Raw genomic sequence first — 19910 nt, 5'->3', positions numbered from 1 at the left:
AAACACAACAAAAACATCAAAAACTTAACCTTATGAAACTAGCAATTGTAACAGCATATCCACCAAGTAAAGTTACTTTAAACGAATATGCATATCATTTAGTAAAGCAGTTTAGACAAAAAGAAAATGTAACTGAATTAATACTATTAACTGATAAAACAGAAGGAGAAAAAGACTTAGAATTTACCGAAGCAGGTTGTAAAATTACTGTAAAAGAATGCTGGAAATTCAATAGCTATAAAAATATTGTTTCAGTAACTAAAGCAATCAACGACACTAAGCCAGATTCAGTATTGTTCAATTTACAATTTATGAAGTTTGGAGATAAAAAAGTAGCAGCAGCTTTAGGATTAATGTTGCCATTAGTTTGCAGATTGAAACGTATTCCAAACATTGTATTATTACATAACATTTTAGAAGAAGTAGACTTAGGAAATGCAGGTTTTACCTCTAATAAAATAATGCAAAAAGTGTATGGTTTTATAGGAAGCACATTAACACGATTAATACTTCAGGCAGATACTGTTGCTGTAACAATGCAAAAATATGTTGACATTTTAGAAAGCAAGTACAATGCTAAAAATGTAACATTAATTCCTCATGGCACTTTTGAAGTAGCTGAAGAACCAAATTATCAAATCCCTGAAGGACCAATGCAAATTATGACCTTTGGTAAGTTTGGAACTTACAAAAAAGTTGAAGGTATGATTGAAGCTGTTGAGCTTGTAAGAGAACGTACAGGATTAGATTTAGAAGTAGTTATTGCAGGAACAGATAACCCTAACGTACCAGGATATTTAGCTAAAGTGCAAGAAGATTATAAGCATGTGCCACAAGTAAGATTTACAGGTTATGTTGAAGAAGAAGATGTGCCAGTAATTTTTAATGAAAGTGCAGTTGTTGTATTCCCTTATACATCTACAACAGGAAGCTCTGGTGTCTTACACCAAGCAGGAAGTTATGGAAAGGCTGTTGTAATGCCAGATTTAGGAGACTTAGCATTATTAGTAAAAGATGAAGGATACCAAGGTGAGTTTTTTGAGCCAACATCTGTAGAGAGTTTAGCAAATGCTATTGAAGCAATTGTGGTAAATGATAACTATAGAGAGCAGTTAGGACAAGCTAATTATAAAGCAGCTACAGCATTTCCTATGTCAACAATAGCAGATATGTACCTAAATAATTTTGAGCAAATTATAGACAGAAAAATCAATAGAGAAGAAGTAAGTACTTCAGAAATTATTCTCTAGAAATATATTTAAAAGAAAGTTTTTTGGTATTATTTTTATTAATGAAACCAAATTGTTTTTGAGTGTTTTTGAGCCAAGGAAGTCTACCAACGACTTCCTTTGGTATTTTATCAAAGTCGTACAAGGTCCAAGACATAAATTGTAAATTGTTTTTTGCAATGATGCTTTGGGCTTTTTTATGATAATTAGCTTGGTCTTCTTCTGAAGCGCCAAACGGATTCCAAAACCCAGAATAAGATGATAATCCAAATTCTTGTAGCACTAATGGTTTGTCTGTTTTAGATTTTAGCGTTTTAATTTCGGTATCTAAATTGTCTAAATCTTCGTAATAATGAAACGAAACTATATCAACATCATCTTTTAATATAGTAGCACTTTTGGTGTTTGACCAACCAATGGTAACAGGATGAATGCTATCAACAGATTTTACCAAATCAATCATGTTATCTAACCAAGCAATAACATTTTCTTTCCCTCTAGACTCAAAATCTAAATTAGGTTCGTTTTTAATGTCCCAAGCAAGTAAAGCGTTATGATTTTTTAGTGCCTTTACAATGGTTTCAGCATGTCGCTGATTTAAGGTCCAATTTAGTACAGAGTAATCACCATAAAAATCAAATAATGTTACAACAACTTTTAGCTTGTTTTCTTCAGCTGCATCTAGAGTTTGTTGTAGTTTGTTTAGTTTTTCGGGGTTTACATTGGTTCTACCAAAATCATCATATTGCACAAAAATTCTAACCGAATTTAATCCAGCATCTTTTATAATTTTAAAGTCTTTGCTAATGGTGTCTTTAGAAAAACTATCACCAAACATATCCCAAGGATTTGCTTGCGGATAATAGTTTATTCCTTTTATGCTCAAAGGACTAACTGAAACAGGTTTTGGTGCTGTATTGTCTATATTAGTTGTTTCTTTTATAAAATGTCTAATACGCCAAAAACCATCTTCTAAAAGTAAAACCACTTTGTAGGTAGAAACTTCTTTGGTTTCTAGTAGTTGTTTTTTGTTTTGAAATACACGTTTGTATTCCTGTACATCACGATCAGTGATTACTGCTAGTTGTCCGTCTTCACTAAAAAACTCTAATGTGATATTGTGACTTAAAGTAGTAGATTCTACAGTGATATTTTTAGAACTGTTTAGTGCAATAAATTGGTATATATTTTCTCTTGCACTATCAGTAAAATAATCTTCTATGCCATTTTTTGTGTTGGTTTTATAGGCAACATGCCTAACATACCACGCATCTAAATAATCATTTTGAATTGCTTTTAGGTTTTCACTATCAATGGGTCTACCTTCGTTATTTGTAGATTGCCAATGTACTTTAGGTAAATATTGATCTATCTTTTTTATTTCTGTATGTAGCATTGCACTTCTGTCAGCACCTGTATTTAAGTAGCTGTATAAAGCGCTCACGCCAAAAATAATCAACGCAATAATTACTATATACGAAGCCAAAAGTGCAGCACGCAATATGTTTTTATTAAGGCTTACCATAGGGTTTTGTTTTTAAAGCTTTTTTCTATGCCAGCAGCAATAACCGTAAAGTCATATTGTCCTTTATGGTAAATGTTTTCGTTAATATTAAAACTCACAAAACCATTATAAGAGGTTTTTATTTCAGACTGAATAAGAGCATTGTTTTTGTAAATATGAAGTGTTACCTGCAAGCCGTCAGGAATCATTTGTTGCATGAAACTTTGTAAAGGACCAACGTTTATGTTTCGATTGTTTTTTGAAAAAGCAACATCAAAGTCATCTATTGCTTGCTTGTAGTTTATGGTAATTTCATCACTTTCAGCCATACCATCAATAAAGGCTTTAACTACCCAATTGTCACTATAATCAGGATGAATCATTTTTGCAGTAGCAACACCTTCAATAGTTGTTCCGGAGGTTTTTAAAATATTTCCTTGACTATTTGTAATAATAAGAGTTACAAATGTACCGTCGCTTACAGTGTTATTAAATCGGTCTTTTATAATTGATGTTGAAAAAGTTGTTATTTGATTTCCGTCTGCATATTCATGAGGACGTTTTGAATAAATATTGAAATTTGAAGGTATTGCAGCAGTAACATTAATGGTAAATTCTTTAGAATTTGTGCCTAAACTTTCAGAAGAAATAAGCATTCTGCCATGTTCAGTTTTAGAATAAATGTTTTTATAAGCAATTAAGTTATTTGTGAAAATAGCACTAGTATCTTCTGATGCTAAAAATTGATGTTTTGCATTAACCTGTGTGTTTGAAGGAACAGGGTTGTCAAGTGAATCTGTTGGTATCACTACAAGCATGGTGTAATCTGTTCCACCAGCTTCAATACTTGGTGGACCAATATAGGTTTCCATAGTGGCTACTTCAGCTTTTGGATTGATATTAAACTTTCCTGAAAGCAATATACTGTCGTTAACAAGCTTCCAGTTTACAAAGCCTGTTTTATTTGAAATTGCTTCTGGAATAGTATAAACTAAAGTGTTATCAGTTGTTACACTCGAAATTAATGTGGAACCATAACTACTAGAACAATAAAGTAAAGGTGTTGAGGTTTCGTTACCAGAAAATTTTAATGTAATGGCATTACCAACTTCAAACTGTGTTTTGGTAGTTAGAAGTTTTATGTCTTTTACTGATTCTTGTTGCGTAACAACAAAAAACGATGATAAAAACATCAAGCATAAAATAAACAAGTATGTGCCTTTTATTTGCATTAATTAGGGTTTCCTATATAGGTGTTAATTTCAATTTTTATATAACTAAAATCAGGATGCTCAATAGGTTGTAATTGTGCGGCAGTATGATTTTGTATTCTGTTTGATATAATTTTTGAAGCAATGGCTTTGTTAGGTAAACCATTGACATAAATGTTTTCCATGTTTTCAGAAATTACAGCTATAGTTTCATTGTTTAAAATATCATATTTAAAATCTTGTTTGCGCTGTTGCCTAATGCCTTCTTTTATAAATAAGTGATCAACCCAAACCATTTCTTTATTTGCATTGTAATAGGTAATAAGTAACTGTGGTATGGTTATTTCTTGAATGCCACTATTAAAAAGGTTGCCATTAATTGAGTTGTTAGTAATGTGAATGTCACTTAATACCACATTTTTATATAAATCAGAACCAGAAACATTTCCAGCTACTTGCAAGTTGAATTTAGTTGGTTGTTCTTCAAATTCAACCGGAGTAAATTCGTCAGGATTAAAAGTGTCTGGTATGGAGTCTTGCGTTTTAGACCATGCAATACCTTCAAAGTTTATTCTAAAACTACTAGATTCTTTAGGCATTAATTTATGCTTTACATGATATTTAGCATTGTAAGTGGCTAGTTGTTTATTGGTATCATTATAAAGTGTGCCTTTTAAAGTGACATCAGCAGGAACATTATCAATATTTTGTACTTCGCCAACAATAGCATAGCTATTATTATGTTTTACCAATTTTGCAGAAACAACTTCTAAAACAGGTTGTTTTAAAATGTCTTCATGATGCGTTTGCTCTGTCGTGATACGTCTTCTTCCTTGGTTGAAATATTGTGTGGTATTATTTGAATACAGTTGGTCTGGTGGCAAGTCGTTATTTAATTCGTCTGGTTGTAAAAACCAGTTCCCTTTAATTTTTAAAAGGGATTTGTAATCGATCTTTTCAATTTTTTCAAGAGGTGTAATCCATTGACTCGTTACTTTTGCAGAAGCAACACTGTCATTGTGTTTTGTGATTTCAGTAGTAATCGCATCCATTTTAGCATAGCTGCTTAACAAACCGTCGGTAACAGAAATTTCTAGCATGTATTGCGCAATATCAATATTGCTTTTTGGGTTGATTAAACTATGAGCTTTTTCAAACTCTTTAAAATCTAAAGCATCATAATAAGCAATAATGGCGTTTTCAGGACTGCGTTGCGAATCGTTTTTTAAGTAAAAAAGATAAATACCATAAAACACAGCAATAGCTAAAATAAAAGACCAAACGTGCGTTATGCGTAACAGGTTTTTAGAAAAGTGTGAATAGTTTACTGGGTATTTTAAAAAATCAGGAATTGGTTTAAAACGTGTTTTAAGCATGTTAACCCATAGCATTTGAATGTTTAAAACAAAAGCAATTAAAACCGTTAAAAAAGGCATAATTCCCCAATGTATTTTTAACCATTTAGCAACATCATCTTTTGGTAAAATAGACGAAACAGGAGGAATGTTTAAACGTTCCCAAACCATAATGCCATTTTCTAACTGACGTAAACGTTGCCAACCACAGAAGTAAAGGATTGGGTCGTAAAACTTGTCGTTAGAAAAAATATACTTAAGATTATATTTTTCAGGTGTGGTTAAAAACTGCTGTAAAGAACCAATACCTGCAACACCTTTAAATTTTGAGTTTTCTAAACGTTCTATAGGTCGAGTGGTAAGTTCGGGTAATCGTCTTGCTGAATGGTAATTGCCATCTACAGTCATAGCATTGGTTTGTGCACTTAACCAAGCCATTTGGTCACCAAAACCAAGTGTTAAAAATCGCCACTTATCATGATCATCCTGGTTCAAGAAATTCACAATAGGAAGCATTTTTATTTTTTGCGGTTGTGATGGCCTAAAATAGCCTAAACTCATTGTGAATACAACCATAAAAACAAATAAACCAGCAAGAATACCACCAATAATACGATGGTAAATAGCTCCAAATCGTGATTGAATTCTAGCTTTTAAATCACCTTCAACAAGTCGGTAGGCAAATTCACCAAGCATAGGTATAGACATAATAGATGCCCAAAGTGTAAATCTATCTAACGTTAAAATGTTGAAAGCAGTTTCACCAAGCATTTTTCTAGGAATAGGTGTTGTGCCTCCAGTTCCTAAAACGGTTAATATTGTTATGGATAACCCAAAAAATAAATAACGCTTACTGTAATATCTGTAAAAAATGTAAGGAAGTAGAATAAGTAAAATGCCCCAAGGAATTAAAAAGAAAACTAAACCAGAAGATGTAATCTCAAGAAAATTATCTCTAGAGCCATGCGGAATAGGGACTTGTGTAATTGGGTTTGCTTTTGAGTTTAACCAATAAGGAAATATACAACCAACAATAAGCACTAAAGAACAGCCACCAAAAACAACAATGCGTTTAAAAAGCTTAAAAAAACTACTTAAAAATACTTTAAAAGTAACAGCTTTCATGGTGCCAACTTGCTCTTTTGAGACATCCATAAGCACCATGCCTATCAAAGGAAATATAAAAAAGACCATCCCAAAAATAGGTGTCACATGATGAGACGTAACAGTAACAGCAATCAATGATAAAGAGGTTGCTAAATACCATTTCTTACCAGTTTTAAGCCATAAGTATATTTCCGGTAAGGCATGCATTAAAACTGAAATACCAACAATACTTGGCAATTGCCCAAAAATATGAAGAGTTTCAACAAACGAAGAGGAGAATACAGCCAAAACAGAAGCGTATCCTGCAACGGTTTTGTTTCCAGTCATCATTAATGAAAACCTATAAGCACCTGTTATAAAAAGAACAATAGCAATAAGCGCGACACTAAATAGACCAAATTTTAAACCACCAATCAAAGAAAGTAACGCTATACTTTGGTGAACTAATGGCGGATAACTTTGTACGGTAAAGCCAGTATACCATTTATAATTCCAGGGTTCAAACCAACTGTTAGCGTAATGATCAGCAAAAAACAAATGAATTAATGCATCATACGTAGTCTCTAATGTAAAAAAGATAGAACTACCATGAAACGCTAAACCAAGTAGGAGCGCAGTAATTAAATATTTGTTTGAAGTTTCTTTCATTTAGGGTTAAACATTTCAACAATGTAAAGATAAATAAATTAGATAGTGGTTCATTTTTTAATCATCTACAGCAATCTACCATTCGTCGACACTAAAATATAGGTTAAACTAAAATTATCTTTTTAGAGCGTCTTTGAGAGTACTTTTGGAGTATCAAAAACAATTAAAAATAATTCATTATGAAAGTTTTAGCAATAGATGATCAACAATTAGTGTTATTACCACTTCAAAAAAGATTAATAGAATTAGGTTACGATGTAAAAATTGAAACTAAAGGTATAGATGGAATTGAAACATACAATTCATACCAACCAGATTTGGTAATTGTAGATGTAAACATGCCAGATATTTCTGGATTAGATGTTGTAAAACACATAAGAATTACTAAAAAAGCACAAACACCAATCATGGTATTGTCTGGAGATACTAAAGATGAAACAATAACTGAAGGTTTTGAATTAGGAATAGATGACTACATGAAAAAACCTTTAAGCTTAAACGAAATCAGCGCTCGTGTAAAACGATTAATAGGTGCGCCAAAAGTTGCATCAGCTGTGGAAAAAAGTGATGTAATGATTCAACAACGTTGTGTAGGTGTTGTAATCCCTTGTTATAATGAAGAAGAACGTTTGTTAAGTGATGAGTTTTTAAGCTATATAGATAAGAATTCAGGATATCACCTGTGCTTTGTAAACGACGGAAGCAAGGACAATACTCTTAAGGTTTTAAAAGAGCTTCAAAAAGGAAGAGAAGACTTTATAACGGTGTATGACTGTGAGAAAAATGGCGGAAAAGCAGAAGCTGTTAGATTAGGTATGTTACACATGGCAAAAAAAGCCGATTTAGATTACATAGGATTTTTAGATGCCGATTTGTCTACAGATTTATCAGATTTTGACGATTTAGTAAAAACGATTGAAACTTCAAATTTTAAAATTGTAAGCGGTTCTAGAATATCTAGAATGGGAGCTAATATTACCAAAGAGTCTGCTCGTAAAATAATAAGCTTAACAATCAATTTTATAATCAGAAAGATTTTAAAAATGGATTTTAAAGACACACAATGTGGAGCTAAAATCTTTAGTAAAGATGTTATAGAAGTAGCCTTTAAAGATAAGTTTGTTACACAATGGATTTTTGATGTAGAAATCTTTAAAAGAATGAGTCAACACTTTGGCTTAAAACAAGCAAAGGCATTGCTTTGTGAGCAGCCATTAAAAAGATGGATACACGCAGATGGTTCTAAACTATCAATGAAAGATTCTGTAAAAATTGTAATGCAGTTAGCTCAAATAGCTTGGGTGTATAGATCAAAGCCAACGTATGACCAAATTGAATTACAACAAGTGAACTTTGAGATAAACTAACGATTACTCAAATTTTCAAACTCGTAAAACCATTATTTGTTTTATTATTGCAAAATAATATTCTATAACATGAGCGTTTTACAAACATTACAAGAAAGAAGCAATACTAGCTGTGAACTTTGTGGATCAAAAACAGGTTTAAAACAATACAATATTCCTCCAGCATTAAATGAAACTGTAGATACAAGTATTCTTGCATGCGAAACCTGTTTTAATCAAATTGAAGGCAATGAAGATATGGATGCTAACCACTGGCGTTGTTTAAACGACAGCATGTGGAGCGAGCACAAAGCAGTACAAGTAATGGCTTGGAGAATGTTACAAAGACTTCGTAAAGAAGGTTGGCCACAAGACTTACTAGATATGATGTATCTAGATGACGAAACAATGGCATTTGCAAAAGAAACAGGCGAGCATAAAGACGACAGCGAAAAAATTATTCATAGAGACTCCAATGGTGTAATATTAGAACATGGTGATTCTGTAGTGCTTATTAAAGACCTTAAAGTAAAAGGCTCAAGTATGGTAGCTAAACAAGGAACAGCCGTTCGCAACATTCGTTTAGATCATGAAAATGCCACTTATATTGAAGGAAAAGTAGACGGACAACAAATAGTTATTGTTACCGAGTATGTAAAAAAACTTTAATCATCCTTTCTCTTTCTACTGAAAAGCCCTAAACCTAAAGGCAAAAAAATAAACAAGAAGAAAAATTTACCACTTACTACACCATAAATTGTAATGAGTAAGGCAATAGCTAGTATTAAATAAGTGTGTTTGTTTTTCATTTCAGCTTGTTTGTCTAAAAACATAAGGCGTCATGCCTTTAACAGATTTGAACTGTCTGTTGAAATTGGACATATTATTAAATCCGCAGTGTTCAGCTATTTGAGCAATAGTAATTTCTTTATCTAAAATTAATTGTTTGCAGGCATGCTCAATTCTTAGCTCATTTAAAAATTGAATATAAGTTTTATTGGTGCGTTTTTTAAAGTATTTACAAAATGCGTTTTTGGTCATTGCTGCAATTTCTGAAATCGTTTCAAGTGTAATATTTTCATGAAAATGATTCATAGTATACTCAAAAACATTTCGCATTCTCGCACCTTCATTATCAGTATATTTTTTGTCATATATAAAAGAAGATAAACTTTTATAGTTTGCTGAAGACGTCAGTTTTAAAAGCTGAAGCAAGATGATCAGTCGGTTTAATTTTGAAGCATTTTCTAATTTAAAAAACAGTTCACTTGCTAGTTTTTGTCTAGATGTAAGTTTAAATCCGTGAGTTGCTCTTTTAAAAAAAGGTTGAACCTCTTTCAGTTCTTCAAGCTGAAAAAAAGAGCTTCCAAAAGTCTTTTTAGTAAAAAACAATGTTAGCATGTGTGATGTGTTACACGTGCTGTCATCACTTTTAAACACATGAGGCAAGTTGCTGCCAATAATAAGTATGTCGCCTTTAGAATAGTAGTTAATTGTATCGCCAACTAGTAAAGTACCTTCACCTTCAACAATAAAACTCATTTGTATTTCTTCGTGTTGATGTAGCTTATCATAAAAAATAGCTGCGTTATCAACTTGATAGACAAAAGCATCTTTTTCAGGTTTTGGAATTTTAAAAGGTAATACTCGCATTGAAAATGGCTGTTTTTATTTCTGTGAAAACAAATTTTGGATAAACACTATTATGCCAGTAACAAAAGTTGTCACATCGAGCGCAGTCGAGATGTTTTTATTGACCTTTGGACTGCGCTCAAGGTGACTAAGCTGATGGATTTTTGACAAATGTTTAAATACTGGCTTAATAGTGAGTAATCAAAAACGATTTTATAATTAAATACTACTCAAAATTAAGTATAAATATACTAAACTGGATAATATAATATCAATTAAGGATAACTGCTTATTAATTTTTTAGTCAATTGTTACTCTAAATTTACACTATCAAAAAAAACGTAATTTATGAGTATACAATGGAAAGGCGTTATGCCAGCAGTTACTACAAAGTTCACTGACACTGATGAACTAGATTTAAAAATGTTTGAAAAAAATATCAATGCTCAGTTAGAAGCTGGTGTACATGGTATTGTTTTAGGAGGAACTTTAGGAGAAGCGAGTACGTTGTTAGATGAAGAAAAGCGTATTCTAACAAAAACTACAGTAAATCTAGTAAATTCAAGAGTTCCTGTGTTGGTTAATGTGGCAGAACAAAGTACCAAAGCTGCAATTGCTACAGCTCAAAAAGCTGAAGATGATGGAGCACAAGCACTCATGATGTTACCTCCAATGCGTTATAAATCTGGAGATAAAGAAACTGTAGAATACTTTAAAGCAGTAGCAAATAATACCTCATTGCCAATAATGATTTATAACAATCCTGTTGACTATAAGGTAGAGGTGAGTTTAGATATGTTTGAAGAATTACTCAAGTGCGATAACATTGTAGCAGTAAAAGAGTCCACGCGAGATATCTCTAACATTACTAGAATTAAAAACCGATTTGGTGACCGATTAAAAATCATGACAGGAGTTGATACCTTAGCGTTAGAAAGTCTGCTCATGGGAGCAGATGGCTGGATTGCTGGTTTGGTTTGCGCGTTTCCAGCAGAAACGGTTGCAATTTACGAACTTCAAAAAGCAGGACGCATTAAGGAAGCAATTGACATTTATAGATGGTTTTTGCCGTTGTTGGAGTTAGATATAAACCCTAAATTAGTACAAAATATTAAACTCGCTGAAGTTTATACTAAAATAGGAACCGAAAATGTTCGTGCTCCTCGTTTGCCATTACATGGAGAAGAGCGCAAACAGGTTATAAAAATCATAGAAAAGAGTCTGGAAAATCGACCAAAACTTCCAGATTATAAAAATTTATAAACTAATTTGGGTGTTCCCACGCAAAAAGCGTGGTCAGGCTTTCGGCACTCGCTTTTACCTTTTTGTCATTCCGCACTTCGGTTCGGAATCCTTAAAAGCTAAAGAGCTCAAACAAAGCCTCAATCCTTAACACAATAAAAAATGTTAGACATAAGACCAACATGCGAACATTGTAATAAATCATTGCCTTATGATTCTCGGGAGGCAATGATATGCACATTTTGTAAGGATTGTGTAGAGAACGTTTTACAGCATGTATGTCCTAATTGTGGAGGCGATTTTGAGAAACGACCAATACGACCAAAACAGCTTTTAAAAAAATACCCTGTTTCAACAAAAGTGATTTTTAAACCAGTAGATGTTGAAGCACATTTAAAACGAATTAATAAAAAATTAGACTTTGTCATTCCGCACTTGATGCGGAATCCATAAGTAAAACAAATAGATTCTGCGTCGTAGCGCAGAATGACAATAAGAAATATGATAACCGGAAAAAACTACATAGGAAACAATTTATCATCCAAAGGAACAAAGCAGTACAACACGTTTAATCCGCAGCTCAATATAAAAAATGAGTATGTGTTTACTGAGGCAACTGCAGAAGAAATTGATGAAGCAGTTACATTGGCAACAAGTGCTTTTAAAGTATTTAGGTCAATTTCAAAAGAGAAAAAAGCAGCATTTTTAAACACGATAGCCGATGAAATTTTAGCTCTAGACGATTTGCTGATAAAAACCTATTGTTCAGAATCCGGATTACCTGAAGGCAGAGCAAAAGGAGAACGAGGTAGAACAGTAATGCAATTGCGCATGTTTGCCGATTTAGTAAATGAAGGCTCTTGGGTTGATGCTACAATAGATACAGCATTACCCAACAGAGAACCAGCTCCAAAACCCGATTTACGTAAACTGTATATTCCTTTAGGTCCAGTAGTGGTGTTTGGAGCAAGTAATTTTCCCTTAGCATATTCAACTGCTGGTGGTGATACAGCTGCAGCTTTTGCTGCTGGTTGTCCTGTTATTGTAAAATCACATCCTATGCACGCAGGAACAGGAGAATTAGTAGCTTCTGCAATAGTAAAAGCAGCTCAAAAAACAGGAATGCCAAACGGAGTGTTTTCAAATTTAAATAGTAGCGGAATTGAAGTTGGAGAGCAACTGGTTAAACATTCAGGAGTTAAAGCAGTAGGATTTACAGGAAGTATTAATGGCGGAAGAGCATTGTACGATTTAGCTGCTCAACGCGATGAGCCAATTCCTGTGTTTGCTGAAATGGGAAGTATAAATCCTGTTGTGATGCTTCCAAAATCCGTAAAAAACAATCATGAGAGTTTAGCAAAAACCTATGCGAGTTCTATCACGTTAGGAACAGGTCAGTTTTGTACCAATCCAGGTTTAATTTTAGGAATTAAAGGTGATGATTTAACCAATTTCATCATTAAATTATCTGAAGAAATTATAAAAATCGATCCTACTTGTATGCTACATCCTAATATTATTAAGGCTTATGATGCTAAACGACAAAAGGCTGTGACTCAAGATAATTTACACGTTGCTGCTGAATATGCTGAAGACGTTAAAACCAACTATGCTAGACAAACAGTTGCAACGGTTTCTGGAAAAGCATTTATAGATAATCCAACATTACACCAAGAAGTGTTTGGACCATATTCTTTAGTTGTTGAATGTGACTCTGTAGAAGAATTAGAAGCTATTATTTCAAATTTAGAAGGTCAGCTTACAGGAACATTAATTGCTCATGATGATGAAGCTGCTCAATATCCTGAAATTGTTTCTGCATTACAAAATAGAGTAGGACGAATCATTTTTAATGGTGTGCCAACAGGAGTTGAGGTTTGCCCTTCAATGACACATGGTGGTCCATATCCATCATCAACTGATAGTCGTTTTACAGCTGTTGGTATTCATTCTATAAAGCGTTGGGTGCGTCCATTTAGTTATCAAGATTGGCCTAATGAATTGCTTCCTGATGAACTGAAAAATGAAAATCCACTTGAGATTTCACGTTTAGTAAATAACAAACAAACCACTGAAAAAATATGAAACGCATAAAACAAATTGCACTTATTGCATTGGTACTATGCTTTGGATGCAACAAAGACCAACAAGTTGAGAAAGCATCAAAATTAGATGAAATCATTAATAGCTATCAAGATCATGAAGGGTATGATTACAAGTCATATCCTTTAGGTCTTTTTACAAAAGAATATTATAAAACCGAAGCTGTTTTTGCTCAAAAAACATTAGATGAATTAGCAAAAATTGACACAAGTAGTTTGAGCGAAACTGATAAAATTTCAGCTAAACTTTTAGCGTTTGTGCTTCAAGACCAAATTGATTATTACATGTTTGAACAATACTTAAATCCAATACTTTCTGATGCAGGTTTTCATAGCAGCTTGACTTATGAGGTAAGACCGCTTGCAAATTATAATCAAGTAAAAGATTACTTAAATAAGCTTAATGCTATTCCAGAATTTGTAAATCAGCATCTGGTAAACTTAAGAGAAGGATTAGAAAAAGGGATTTCGCAACCTCTAGTTATTTTTAAAGGTTATGAATCAACGTATAACGATAATATTGTAGATAATTATCAAGATAGTTACTACTATTCGCCATTTAAGAATTTACCTTCAGATTTAAGTGAAGCTCAAAAAGACTCTGTGTTAACAGCTGCTAAAAATGCAATTGAAACAAAAGTAACTCCAGAATTTAAGCGGATTAAAACTTTTTTTGAAACCGAGTATTTCCCAAAAACAAGAACATCTTTAGGTGTTTCTGAAACGCCAAACGGAAATGAGTTTTATCAAAATAGAATTAACTTTTATACAACTAGTACACAATACACAGCAGACGATATTCACAATATTGGATTAAAAGAAGTTGCTCGTATAAAAGCCGAAATGGAGCAAATCATAAAAGAGTTAAATTTTGAAGGAAGCTTTGCTGACTTCTTTCATTTTTTAAGAACAGACAAGCAGTTTTATGCTGAAACTCCTGAGGAAATTTTAATGATTGCTCGTGATATGGCAAAACGTATTGATGCGCAGTTGCCAAGATATTTCAAAACCTTACCACGTAAACCTTATGGTGTAGCTCCAGTACCAGATGCTATTGCACCAAAATATACAGGTGGTCGTTACATAGGCACTTCTAAAGAAAGCACTAATCCTGGTTATTATTGGGTAAATACTTACGATTTACCTAGTAGAACCCTGTACACCTTGCCAGCATTAACAGCTCATGAGGCAGTTCCTGGTCATCACTTACAAGGGAGCTTAAATAATGAACTAGGAGACAGTATTCCGCAGTTTAGAAAAAATTTATACCTCTCAGCTTATGGAGAAGGTTGGGGATTATATTCAGAATATTTAGCTGATGAAATGGGTATATACACAACGCCATATGAACAATTCGGAAAATTAACTTACGAAATGTGGCGTGCTTGCCGATTGGTGGTTGATACAGGGATACATGCAAAAGGATGGACGCGAGAGCAAGTAGTGGATTATATGTCATCAAATACTGCATTATCACTACACGAAATTAATACCGAAACTGACAGATACATTTCATGGCCAGGACAAGCATTATCTTATAAAATTGGAGAATTGAAAATAAGAGAACTACGTCAAAAAGCAGAAAAAGAATTAGGTGCTAAGTTTGATATTAGAGCATTTCATGAAATAATTTTAGAACAAGGCACAGTAACCTTGTCAATCCTTGAAGAGCGAGTGAATAACTACATTCAAAAAGTAAACTAAACACCCACCTTAGTCCTCCCTCAAGGGAGGAAACTCAAAAGAATTCCCCTCTTGAGAGGGGATTAAGGGGAGTGTAAAAAGAAACATGCCTAACAAAATAATTCCATATAATCCTGAGCTCAGAGAATATGCTAGACATTTAAGAAAAAACTCTACAATGTCAGAAATATTACTTTGGCAAAATATAAAGAACAGAGCTTTTGGAGTCCAGTTTCATAGACAGGTGCCTATGTTGGATTATATTGTAGATTTCTATTGTCATGAAATAGGTTTGGCTATTGAAATTGATGGAAGTAGTCATGAACATAAATATTTTTATGATGCAAGAAGACAGGGACGACTTGAAAAAGAAGGAGTAATTTTTGTTAGGTTCTCAGATATTGAAGTCAAACAAAATATGTTTAGCGTTTTGTTATCATTAGAAACAAAAATAAAAGAATTGTTAATTGAATGACACTTTCCTAAAACTTATAAGGAGAGTGCTTAAAAATTTGTAAATGAGTAAAAACACTTTTGTTTGCATTGATGCGCATACCTGCGGAAATCCTGTTAGGCTTATAAAAGAAGGAGGGCCAAAACTTATTGGTAAAACAATGAGCGAAAAGCGTCAGCATTTTTTAAAAGACTTTGACTGGATACGAAAAGGATTAATGTTTGAACCACGAGGTCATGACATGATGAGTGGTTCAATTTTATATCCACCACACAATCCAGAAAATGATTTTGCCATTTTGTTTATTGAAACTTCAGGATGCTTGCCAATGTGTGGACATGGTACTATAGGAACAATTACCATTGCTATTGAAGAGGGATTGATTACTCCTAAAACACCTGGAAAAATAAAAATGGAAGCTCCTGCTGGTTTGGTAGATATAGAATATCAACAAATAGGTAAAAAAGTAGATTGGGTTAAGCTAACTAACGTGAAAAGTTATTTAGCAGCAGAAAACTTATCAGTTGAATGTCCTGAATTAGGTGAAATTAAGTTTGATGTTGCTTACGGAGGAAATTTTTATGCTATCGTTGACCCACAAGATAATTTTTCTGGAGTTCATGATTTTTCAGCATCAAAAATTATCCAGTACTCACAAGTGGTAAGACAGCGCATTAATGAAAAATATCCTAATCAATTTATACATCCTGAAAATGAAACTATAAAAGATGTCTCACACATGCTCTGGACAGGAAACCCTATTGATGCTAATTCATCAGGTAGAAATGCGGTGTTTTATGGTGATAAAGCCATAGATAGAAGTCCATGTGGTACAGGAACTTCAGCTAGAATGGCACAGTTGTACGCAAAAGGAAAGCTGAAGGTTGGAGAAGATTTTATTCATGAAAGTTTTATAGGTAGTAAATTTATAGGACGTGTTGAAAAAGAAACAACTTTAGATAGTAAATTAGCCATAATGCCAAGTATTCAAGGTTGGGCAAAAATTTATGGACATAATACAATAACTATAGATACTGAAGACGATCCTTATGCGTATGGATTTCAAGTGATTTAAGACTGAAACAATGAAACAATGAAACAATGAAATAATGAAATAATGATGTAATTATGGAAAAGTCAGAATTTGTAGAATCAATAAAGAAAAGAACAAAGCAATTGGCTGTCGATATTATCTTGCTTTATGATGAAATTCAGAAAACTGAAGCAACCAGAGTTATTGGTAGGCAACTTATTCGATCTGCAACTTCCACTGCAGCAAATTATAGAGCTGCTTGTATTTCACGTTCAAAAAAAGAATTTTTCTCGAAAATGTCTATTGTAGTTGAAGAGGCTGACGAGACTTTATTTTGGTTAGAAATTTTAAATGATTCTAATTTAGTTTCTGTTGAACATCTTACACCTTTAATGAACGAAGCGCTTGAAATTGTAAAAATAGTTTCTAAAGCTAGAAAAAGTGCAGGAACAATTAATTAATTTTATGAAGCACTATTTCATTAAATCATTAAATCCATGAAGCATTGTATAATAATTGGAGGCGGAATTATTGGTTTATGTTCTGCGTATTATCTTCAAAAAGAAGGTCACCAAGTAACTGTTGTTGATCAATTTGGTATGGACTCAGGAGCTTCTTATGTAAATGCAGGTTATTTATCACCAAGTCATATTGTTCCACTTTCTGCTCCTGGAGTTATGAAAAAAGGATTAAAATGGATGTTTAATTCATCAAGTCCGTTATACATTAAACCAAGATTAGAATCTGATTTTCTAAAATGGGTCTTAGCGTTTAATAAGTCGTGTAATGCTAATCATGTTAAAAAAGCAATTCCTGCCATAAAATCTATTTCATTGTTGAGTCAGGACTTGTATGACGATATAAAGCAAGCTGAGAACTTTTCATTTCATTATGAAAAGAAAGGGCTTTTAATGTTGTGTCAAACAGAAAAAATGCTTGAAGAAGAAGTTAAAACAGCACATTTAGCTAAACGAGAAGGGTTAGATGCATCAGAAATTAGTCTTCAAGATCTGAAAACTTTAGAACCTAACGTCAACATAAATGTTAAAGGTGCAACGTATTATAAATGCGATTCGCATACTACACCACATGAGTTTATGGCTGAAATGAAAACATATTTACAAACTGTAGGAGTTCAATTTCTTTTAAGTGAAAAAGTAGAAGATTTAACGGTTGACAACGGAAAGATTTCAGAAATAAAAACAAATAAGCAATCTTTAAAGGCAGATGAGTTTGTTTTGGCTGCTGGTTCTTGGAGTCACTTGCTCAGTAAAAAATTAGGTTTAAAATTATTGTTACAAGCAGGAAAAGGCTACAGAATCAATACTACTCAGACTACTGGAATACAAATTCCTTCAATATTAACAGAAGCTAAAGTAGCAGTAACTCCTATGAATGGTTTTACGCGTTTTGCAGGTACTATGGAAATAGCAGGAATTAACCATACAGTCAACAACACTCGAGTTGAAGCCATTTCTCAAGCGACAACACGTTTTTATCCTAATGTAGAATTAACTCAACAAGAAAAGCAAAATGCAGCGTGTGGTTTGCGACCAGTTACTCCTGATGGATTACCTTATATAGGAAAATCATCAAAATGCGAAAATCTAACTATTGCAACAGGGCATGCAATGATGGGTTGGAGTATGGGAACAGCAACAGGGAAGTTAGTGTCTGAAATTATTTCAAATCATCCAACTTCGCTAGATGTGAATGTTTTTACTCCAGACAGAAGATTTTAGTAGGTAAAATACTCTAAACCTGTGTTTTGTCGACTTTTCTGCTTTGTAATTTTATCTAGTCTAGCTTTTAAGTAGTTTATCGAAAATCTTTCGGTTTTTTATTTCATTTATAGACATTTACACCATTCCCACCCGATTTTAATAGCACCAGATTTATTGTTTAACCTTATAAAATTATGTTTATGAGTCTTAAAATTACTTGCTACAACAATTTTTTTAAAGTCACTGGTGTACTCGATAGAACTAGTGTAGATGTTTTTCATCATGAATTTAGAAATGTATTCGAAAAGTCTGATGAAATCACCATTAGTATTGAAGGCATTGAAAGTATTGATAGATATGGTGTAAGAGCATTAGCTAAACTCCATAACGAATCTATTACAAAACAAAAACGCTTGTCGATTATTGGTTTTGGATGTAAAGAGTTATACGACCATTTTAAAACTAAAGAAACAGCAGCTTAATTTATAATGCGTTTTTTTGGTGCTTAAAAAAGGCTTCAGCTTGTAGTTGCATTAATTCTCGAGCTTTTTTGCGCTTGTATTGATACAACTCGTCTTCCTCAGCAATATCGCTGTAGATTTTATTGTTGATGTCTCTATCTGTTTTTAATAGAACATTTCGTTCGTTAACCTTTTGTTCAACCCAAGTTTTAACAGCAGTTTCAGCATCTTCTAGTTTGAAATCATACTCGCCTTTTGGAGATAATAGTTTTGCAAAAATAGGAGAGGTTTCAATAGCTAAAAACAGCAAAAAGATAAAAAACGAAGGCAGCCAAGGTAGTTTGCCTAAAGCATTTACACGAGCCATTAAACCATCAAAACCATCAATAATAGGTTGTGTGGTTGCAATTTGTGTGTCGTAATTGGTTTTAAGCTGAGTAATTTCAGCTTCAATCGCTTCGATTTTTGTTTTATTAGCGGCTTTTAGTTGTTGTAATTCCGCTAGAGCAGTATCATGCTTATCACGTTTTTCTTTGTAAACAGGACCTTTGCCTAGTTTCATGGAGCCACTTGTGCCTTCAGCTTCAGTAATGTAGGTGTCGTACAGTGCATTAACTTCAGCTTCTTTGGTGTTGACTTGATTTCTAAGAAACTCAATATTGTTTTCTAATGCTGCAATTTCAGGAGTGTATTGTTCAGCAATTTGATTTTGATTAGCAAGTGTCATGCTATTCTTTTCTTCTAAAAGCACCTGGTTGATTTCCTTTTCAAAAATCTTTAATTCGAGTGGTTTAGAAATAACTATAGCTATAATCACTGCTAAAATTATCCTTGGAGAAGCTTGTATAAGCTCATCAATAATGTTACCTCTTTTTTTTATGGTTGATACTATAAAGCGGTCGAGGTTAAAAATGAGTAATCCCCAAATAAAACCAAAAGCAACAGCTGTAAAATAATTATCAAAAACAGTATAAAGCGCATAACTAGCAGCAATAAATGCCATTACTGCAGTAAAAAAAACAGTAGCTCCAATACCTGCAAATTTGTTTTGTTCGCCAATAGAACAATTGTCAAGAATATCAGTATCAGAACCAGAACAAATGATGAAGAATTTTTTTAACATAACTGATTCGGTTTTTTGGTTGATGACTATTAGAACGTAAAAAACACTGAATTGTT

18 protein-coding genes are annotated in these 19910 nt (G+C 33.1%); 12 read left to right on the top strand and 6 right to left on the bottom strand.

Annotated elements, in window-relative coordinates; all coding sequences use genetic code 11:
* The first annotated feature begins 32 nt into the window (after window positions 1-32).
* Window positions 33-1250, top strand: a complete 1218-nt coding sequence (locus ACQ0RB_RS05130) for a glycosyltransferase (protein ID WP_262732240.1) — start codon at window positions 33-35, stop codon at window positions 1248-1250.
* Here the strand turns inward: ACQ0RB_RS05130 and ACQ0RB_RS05125 are convergent.
* The 3 genes from ACQ0RB_RS05125 to ACQ0RB_RS05115 are packed head-to-tail and all read right to left on the bottom strand — an operon-like array spanning window position 1240 to window position 7054.
* The gene (locus tag ACQ0RB_RS05125; RefSeq protein ID WP_430496955.1) at window positions 1240-2754 is read right to left on the bottom strand and encodes a glycoside hydrolase family 2 TIM barrel-domain containing protein; all 1515 of its coding nucleotides are present in this window, start codon (window positions 2752-2754) and stop codon (window positions 1240-1242) included. The genes ACQ0RB_RS05130 and ACQ0RB_RS05125 overlap by 11 nt on opposite strands.
* Entirely contained in the window at window positions 2748-3965 is a 1218-nt protein-coding gene (locus ACQ0RB_RS05120; RefSeq protein ID WP_430496953.1) for a hypothetical protein, read from the bottom strand. Before ACQ0RB_RS05120 ends, ACQ0RB_RS05125 begins: the two co-directional genes overlap by 7 nt.
* The gene (locus ACQ0RB_RS05115; RefSeq protein ID WP_430496951.1) at window positions 3965-7054 is read right to left on the bottom strand and encodes a hypothetical protein; all 3090 of its coding nucleotides are present in this window, start codon (window positions 7052-7054) and stop codon (window positions 3965-3967) included. The genes ACQ0RB_RS05120 and ACQ0RB_RS05115 overlap by 1 nt, the downstream gene beginning before the upstream one ends.
* A 179-nt stretch (window positions 7055-7233) precedes the next feature.
* On the opposite strand from ACQ0RB_RS05115, the gene ACQ0RB_RS05110 reads away from it, so the two are divergent.
* Both ACQ0RB_RS05110 and ACQ0RB_RS05105 read left to right on the top strand, forming a co-directional pair.
* Window positions 7234-8421, top strand: coding sequence for a glycosyltransferase (locus ACQ0RB_RS05110; protein WP_430496949.1), 1188 nt, complete (start codon window positions 7234-7236; stop codon window positions 8419-8421).
* Window positions 8422-8490: 69 nt separating this feature from the next.
* Window positions 8491-9069, top strand: a complete 579-nt coding sequence (locus tag ACQ0RB_RS05105; protein ID WP_262732235.1) for a PhnA domain-containing protein — start codon at window positions 8491-8493, stop codon at window positions 9067-9069.
* Here ACQ0RB_RS05105 and ACQ0RB_RS05100 read toward each other — a convergent pair.
* Window positions 9066-9209, bottom strand: a complete 144-nt coding sequence (locus tag ACQ0RB_RS05100) for a hypothetical protein (protein ID WP_166667434.1) — start codon at window positions 9207-9209, stop codon at window positions 9066-9068. The genes ACQ0RB_RS05105 and ACQ0RB_RS05100 overlap by 4 nt on opposite strands.
* A 1-nt stretch (window position 9210) precedes the next feature.
* A complete protein-coding gene (locus ACQ0RB_RS05095) occupies window positions 9211-10053 on the bottom strand; it encodes an AraC family transcriptional regulator (RefSeq protein WP_430496946.1) in 843 nt (280 codons plus the stop codon).
* A 327-nt stretch (window positions 10054-10380) separates the two neighbouring features.
* On the opposite strand from ACQ0RB_RS05095, the gene ACQ0RB_RS05090 reads away from it, so the two are divergent.
* The 9 genes from ACQ0RB_RS05090 to ACQ0RB_RS05050 all read left to right on the top strand — a co-directional run bounded on the left by ACQ0RB_RS05090 (window position 10381) and on the right by ACQ0RB_RS05050 (window position 18752).
* The gene (locus ACQ0RB_RS05090) at window positions 10381-11295 is read left to right on the top strand and encodes a dihydrodipicolinate synthase family protein (protein WP_430496944.1); all 915 of its coding nucleotides are present in this window, start codon (window positions 10381-10383) and stop codon (window positions 11293-11295) included.
* Window positions 11296-11436: 141 nt separating this feature from the next.
* On the top strand, window positions 11437-11727 hold the full coding sequence (locus ACQ0RB_RS05085; protein ID WP_262732232.1) for a DUF1272 domain-containing protein: 291 nt from the start codon (window positions 11437-11439) through the stop codon (window positions 11725-11727).
* A 48-nt stretch (window positions 11728-11775) separates the two neighbouring features.
* Window positions 11776-13359, top strand: coding sequence for an aldehyde dehydrogenase (NADP(+)) (locus tag ACQ0RB_RS05080; RefSeq protein ID WP_430496942.1), 1584 nt, complete (start codon window positions 11776-11778; stop codon window positions 13357-13359).
* Entirely contained in the window at window positions 13356-15080 is a 1725-nt protein-coding gene (locus tag ACQ0RB_RS05075) for a DUF885 domain-containing protein (RefSeq protein ID WP_430496940.1), read from the top strand. The genes ACQ0RB_RS05080 and ACQ0RB_RS05075 overlap by 4 nt, the downstream gene beginning before the upstream one ends.
* 85 nt (window positions 15081-15165) lie before the next feature.
* Complete coding sequence (locus tag ACQ0RB_RS05070; protein WP_430496938.1) at window positions 15166-15534, top strand: endonuclease domain-containing protein; 369 nt, start codon at window positions 15166-15168, stop codon at window positions 15532-15534.
* A gap of 43 nt (window positions 15535-15577) precedes the next feature.
* Window positions 15578-16588 carry a 4-hydroxyproline epimerase gene (locus tag ACQ0RB_RS05065; RefSeq protein ID WP_430496936.1) on the top strand — a complete coding sequence of 337 codons (1011 nt, stop codon included), beginning with the start codon at window positions 15578-15580 and terminating at the stop codon, window positions 16586-16588.
* A gap of 53 nt (window positions 16589-16641) precedes the next feature.
* A complete protein-coding gene (locus ACQ0RB_RS05060; RefSeq protein ID WP_262732228.1) occupies window positions 16642-17007 on the top strand; it encodes a four helix bundle protein in 366 nt (121 codons plus the stop codon).
* A 36-nt stretch (window positions 17008-17043) separates the two neighbouring features.
* Complete coding sequence (locus ACQ0RB_RS05055) at window positions 17044-18288, top strand: NAD(P)/FAD-dependent oxidoreductase (protein WP_430496934.1); 1245 nt, start codon at window positions 17044-17046, stop codon at window positions 18286-18288.
* 182 nt (window positions 18289-18470) lie between these two features.
* Entirely contained in the window at window positions 18471-18752 is a 282-nt protein-coding gene (locus tag ACQ0RB_RS05050) for an STAS domain-containing protein (protein WP_129759465.1), read from the top strand.
* Between the two features lies 1 nt (window position 18753).
* On the opposite strand, the gene ACQ0RB_RS05045 is transcribed toward ACQ0RB_RS05050, so the two are convergent.
* Window positions 18754-19854: a DUF4407 domain-containing protein gene (locus tag ACQ0RB_RS05045; RefSeq protein ID WP_430496932.1), complete on the bottom strand. Its 1101-nt coding sequence runs from the start codon at window positions 19852-19854 to the stop codon at window positions 18754-18756.
* Window positions 19855-19910: the final 56 nt, after the last annotated feature.

The sequence above is a fragment of the Gaetbulibacter sp. PBL-D1 genome (assembly GCF_050509525.1).
GTDB lineage: Bacteria > Bacteroidota > Bacteroidia > Flavobacteriales > Flavobacteriaceae > Gaetbulibacter_B > Gaetbulibacter_B jejuensis.
The sequence above is the reverse complement of the archived record's forward strand: the minus strand, read 5'-3'. Positions and strand labels throughout refer to the sequence as shown.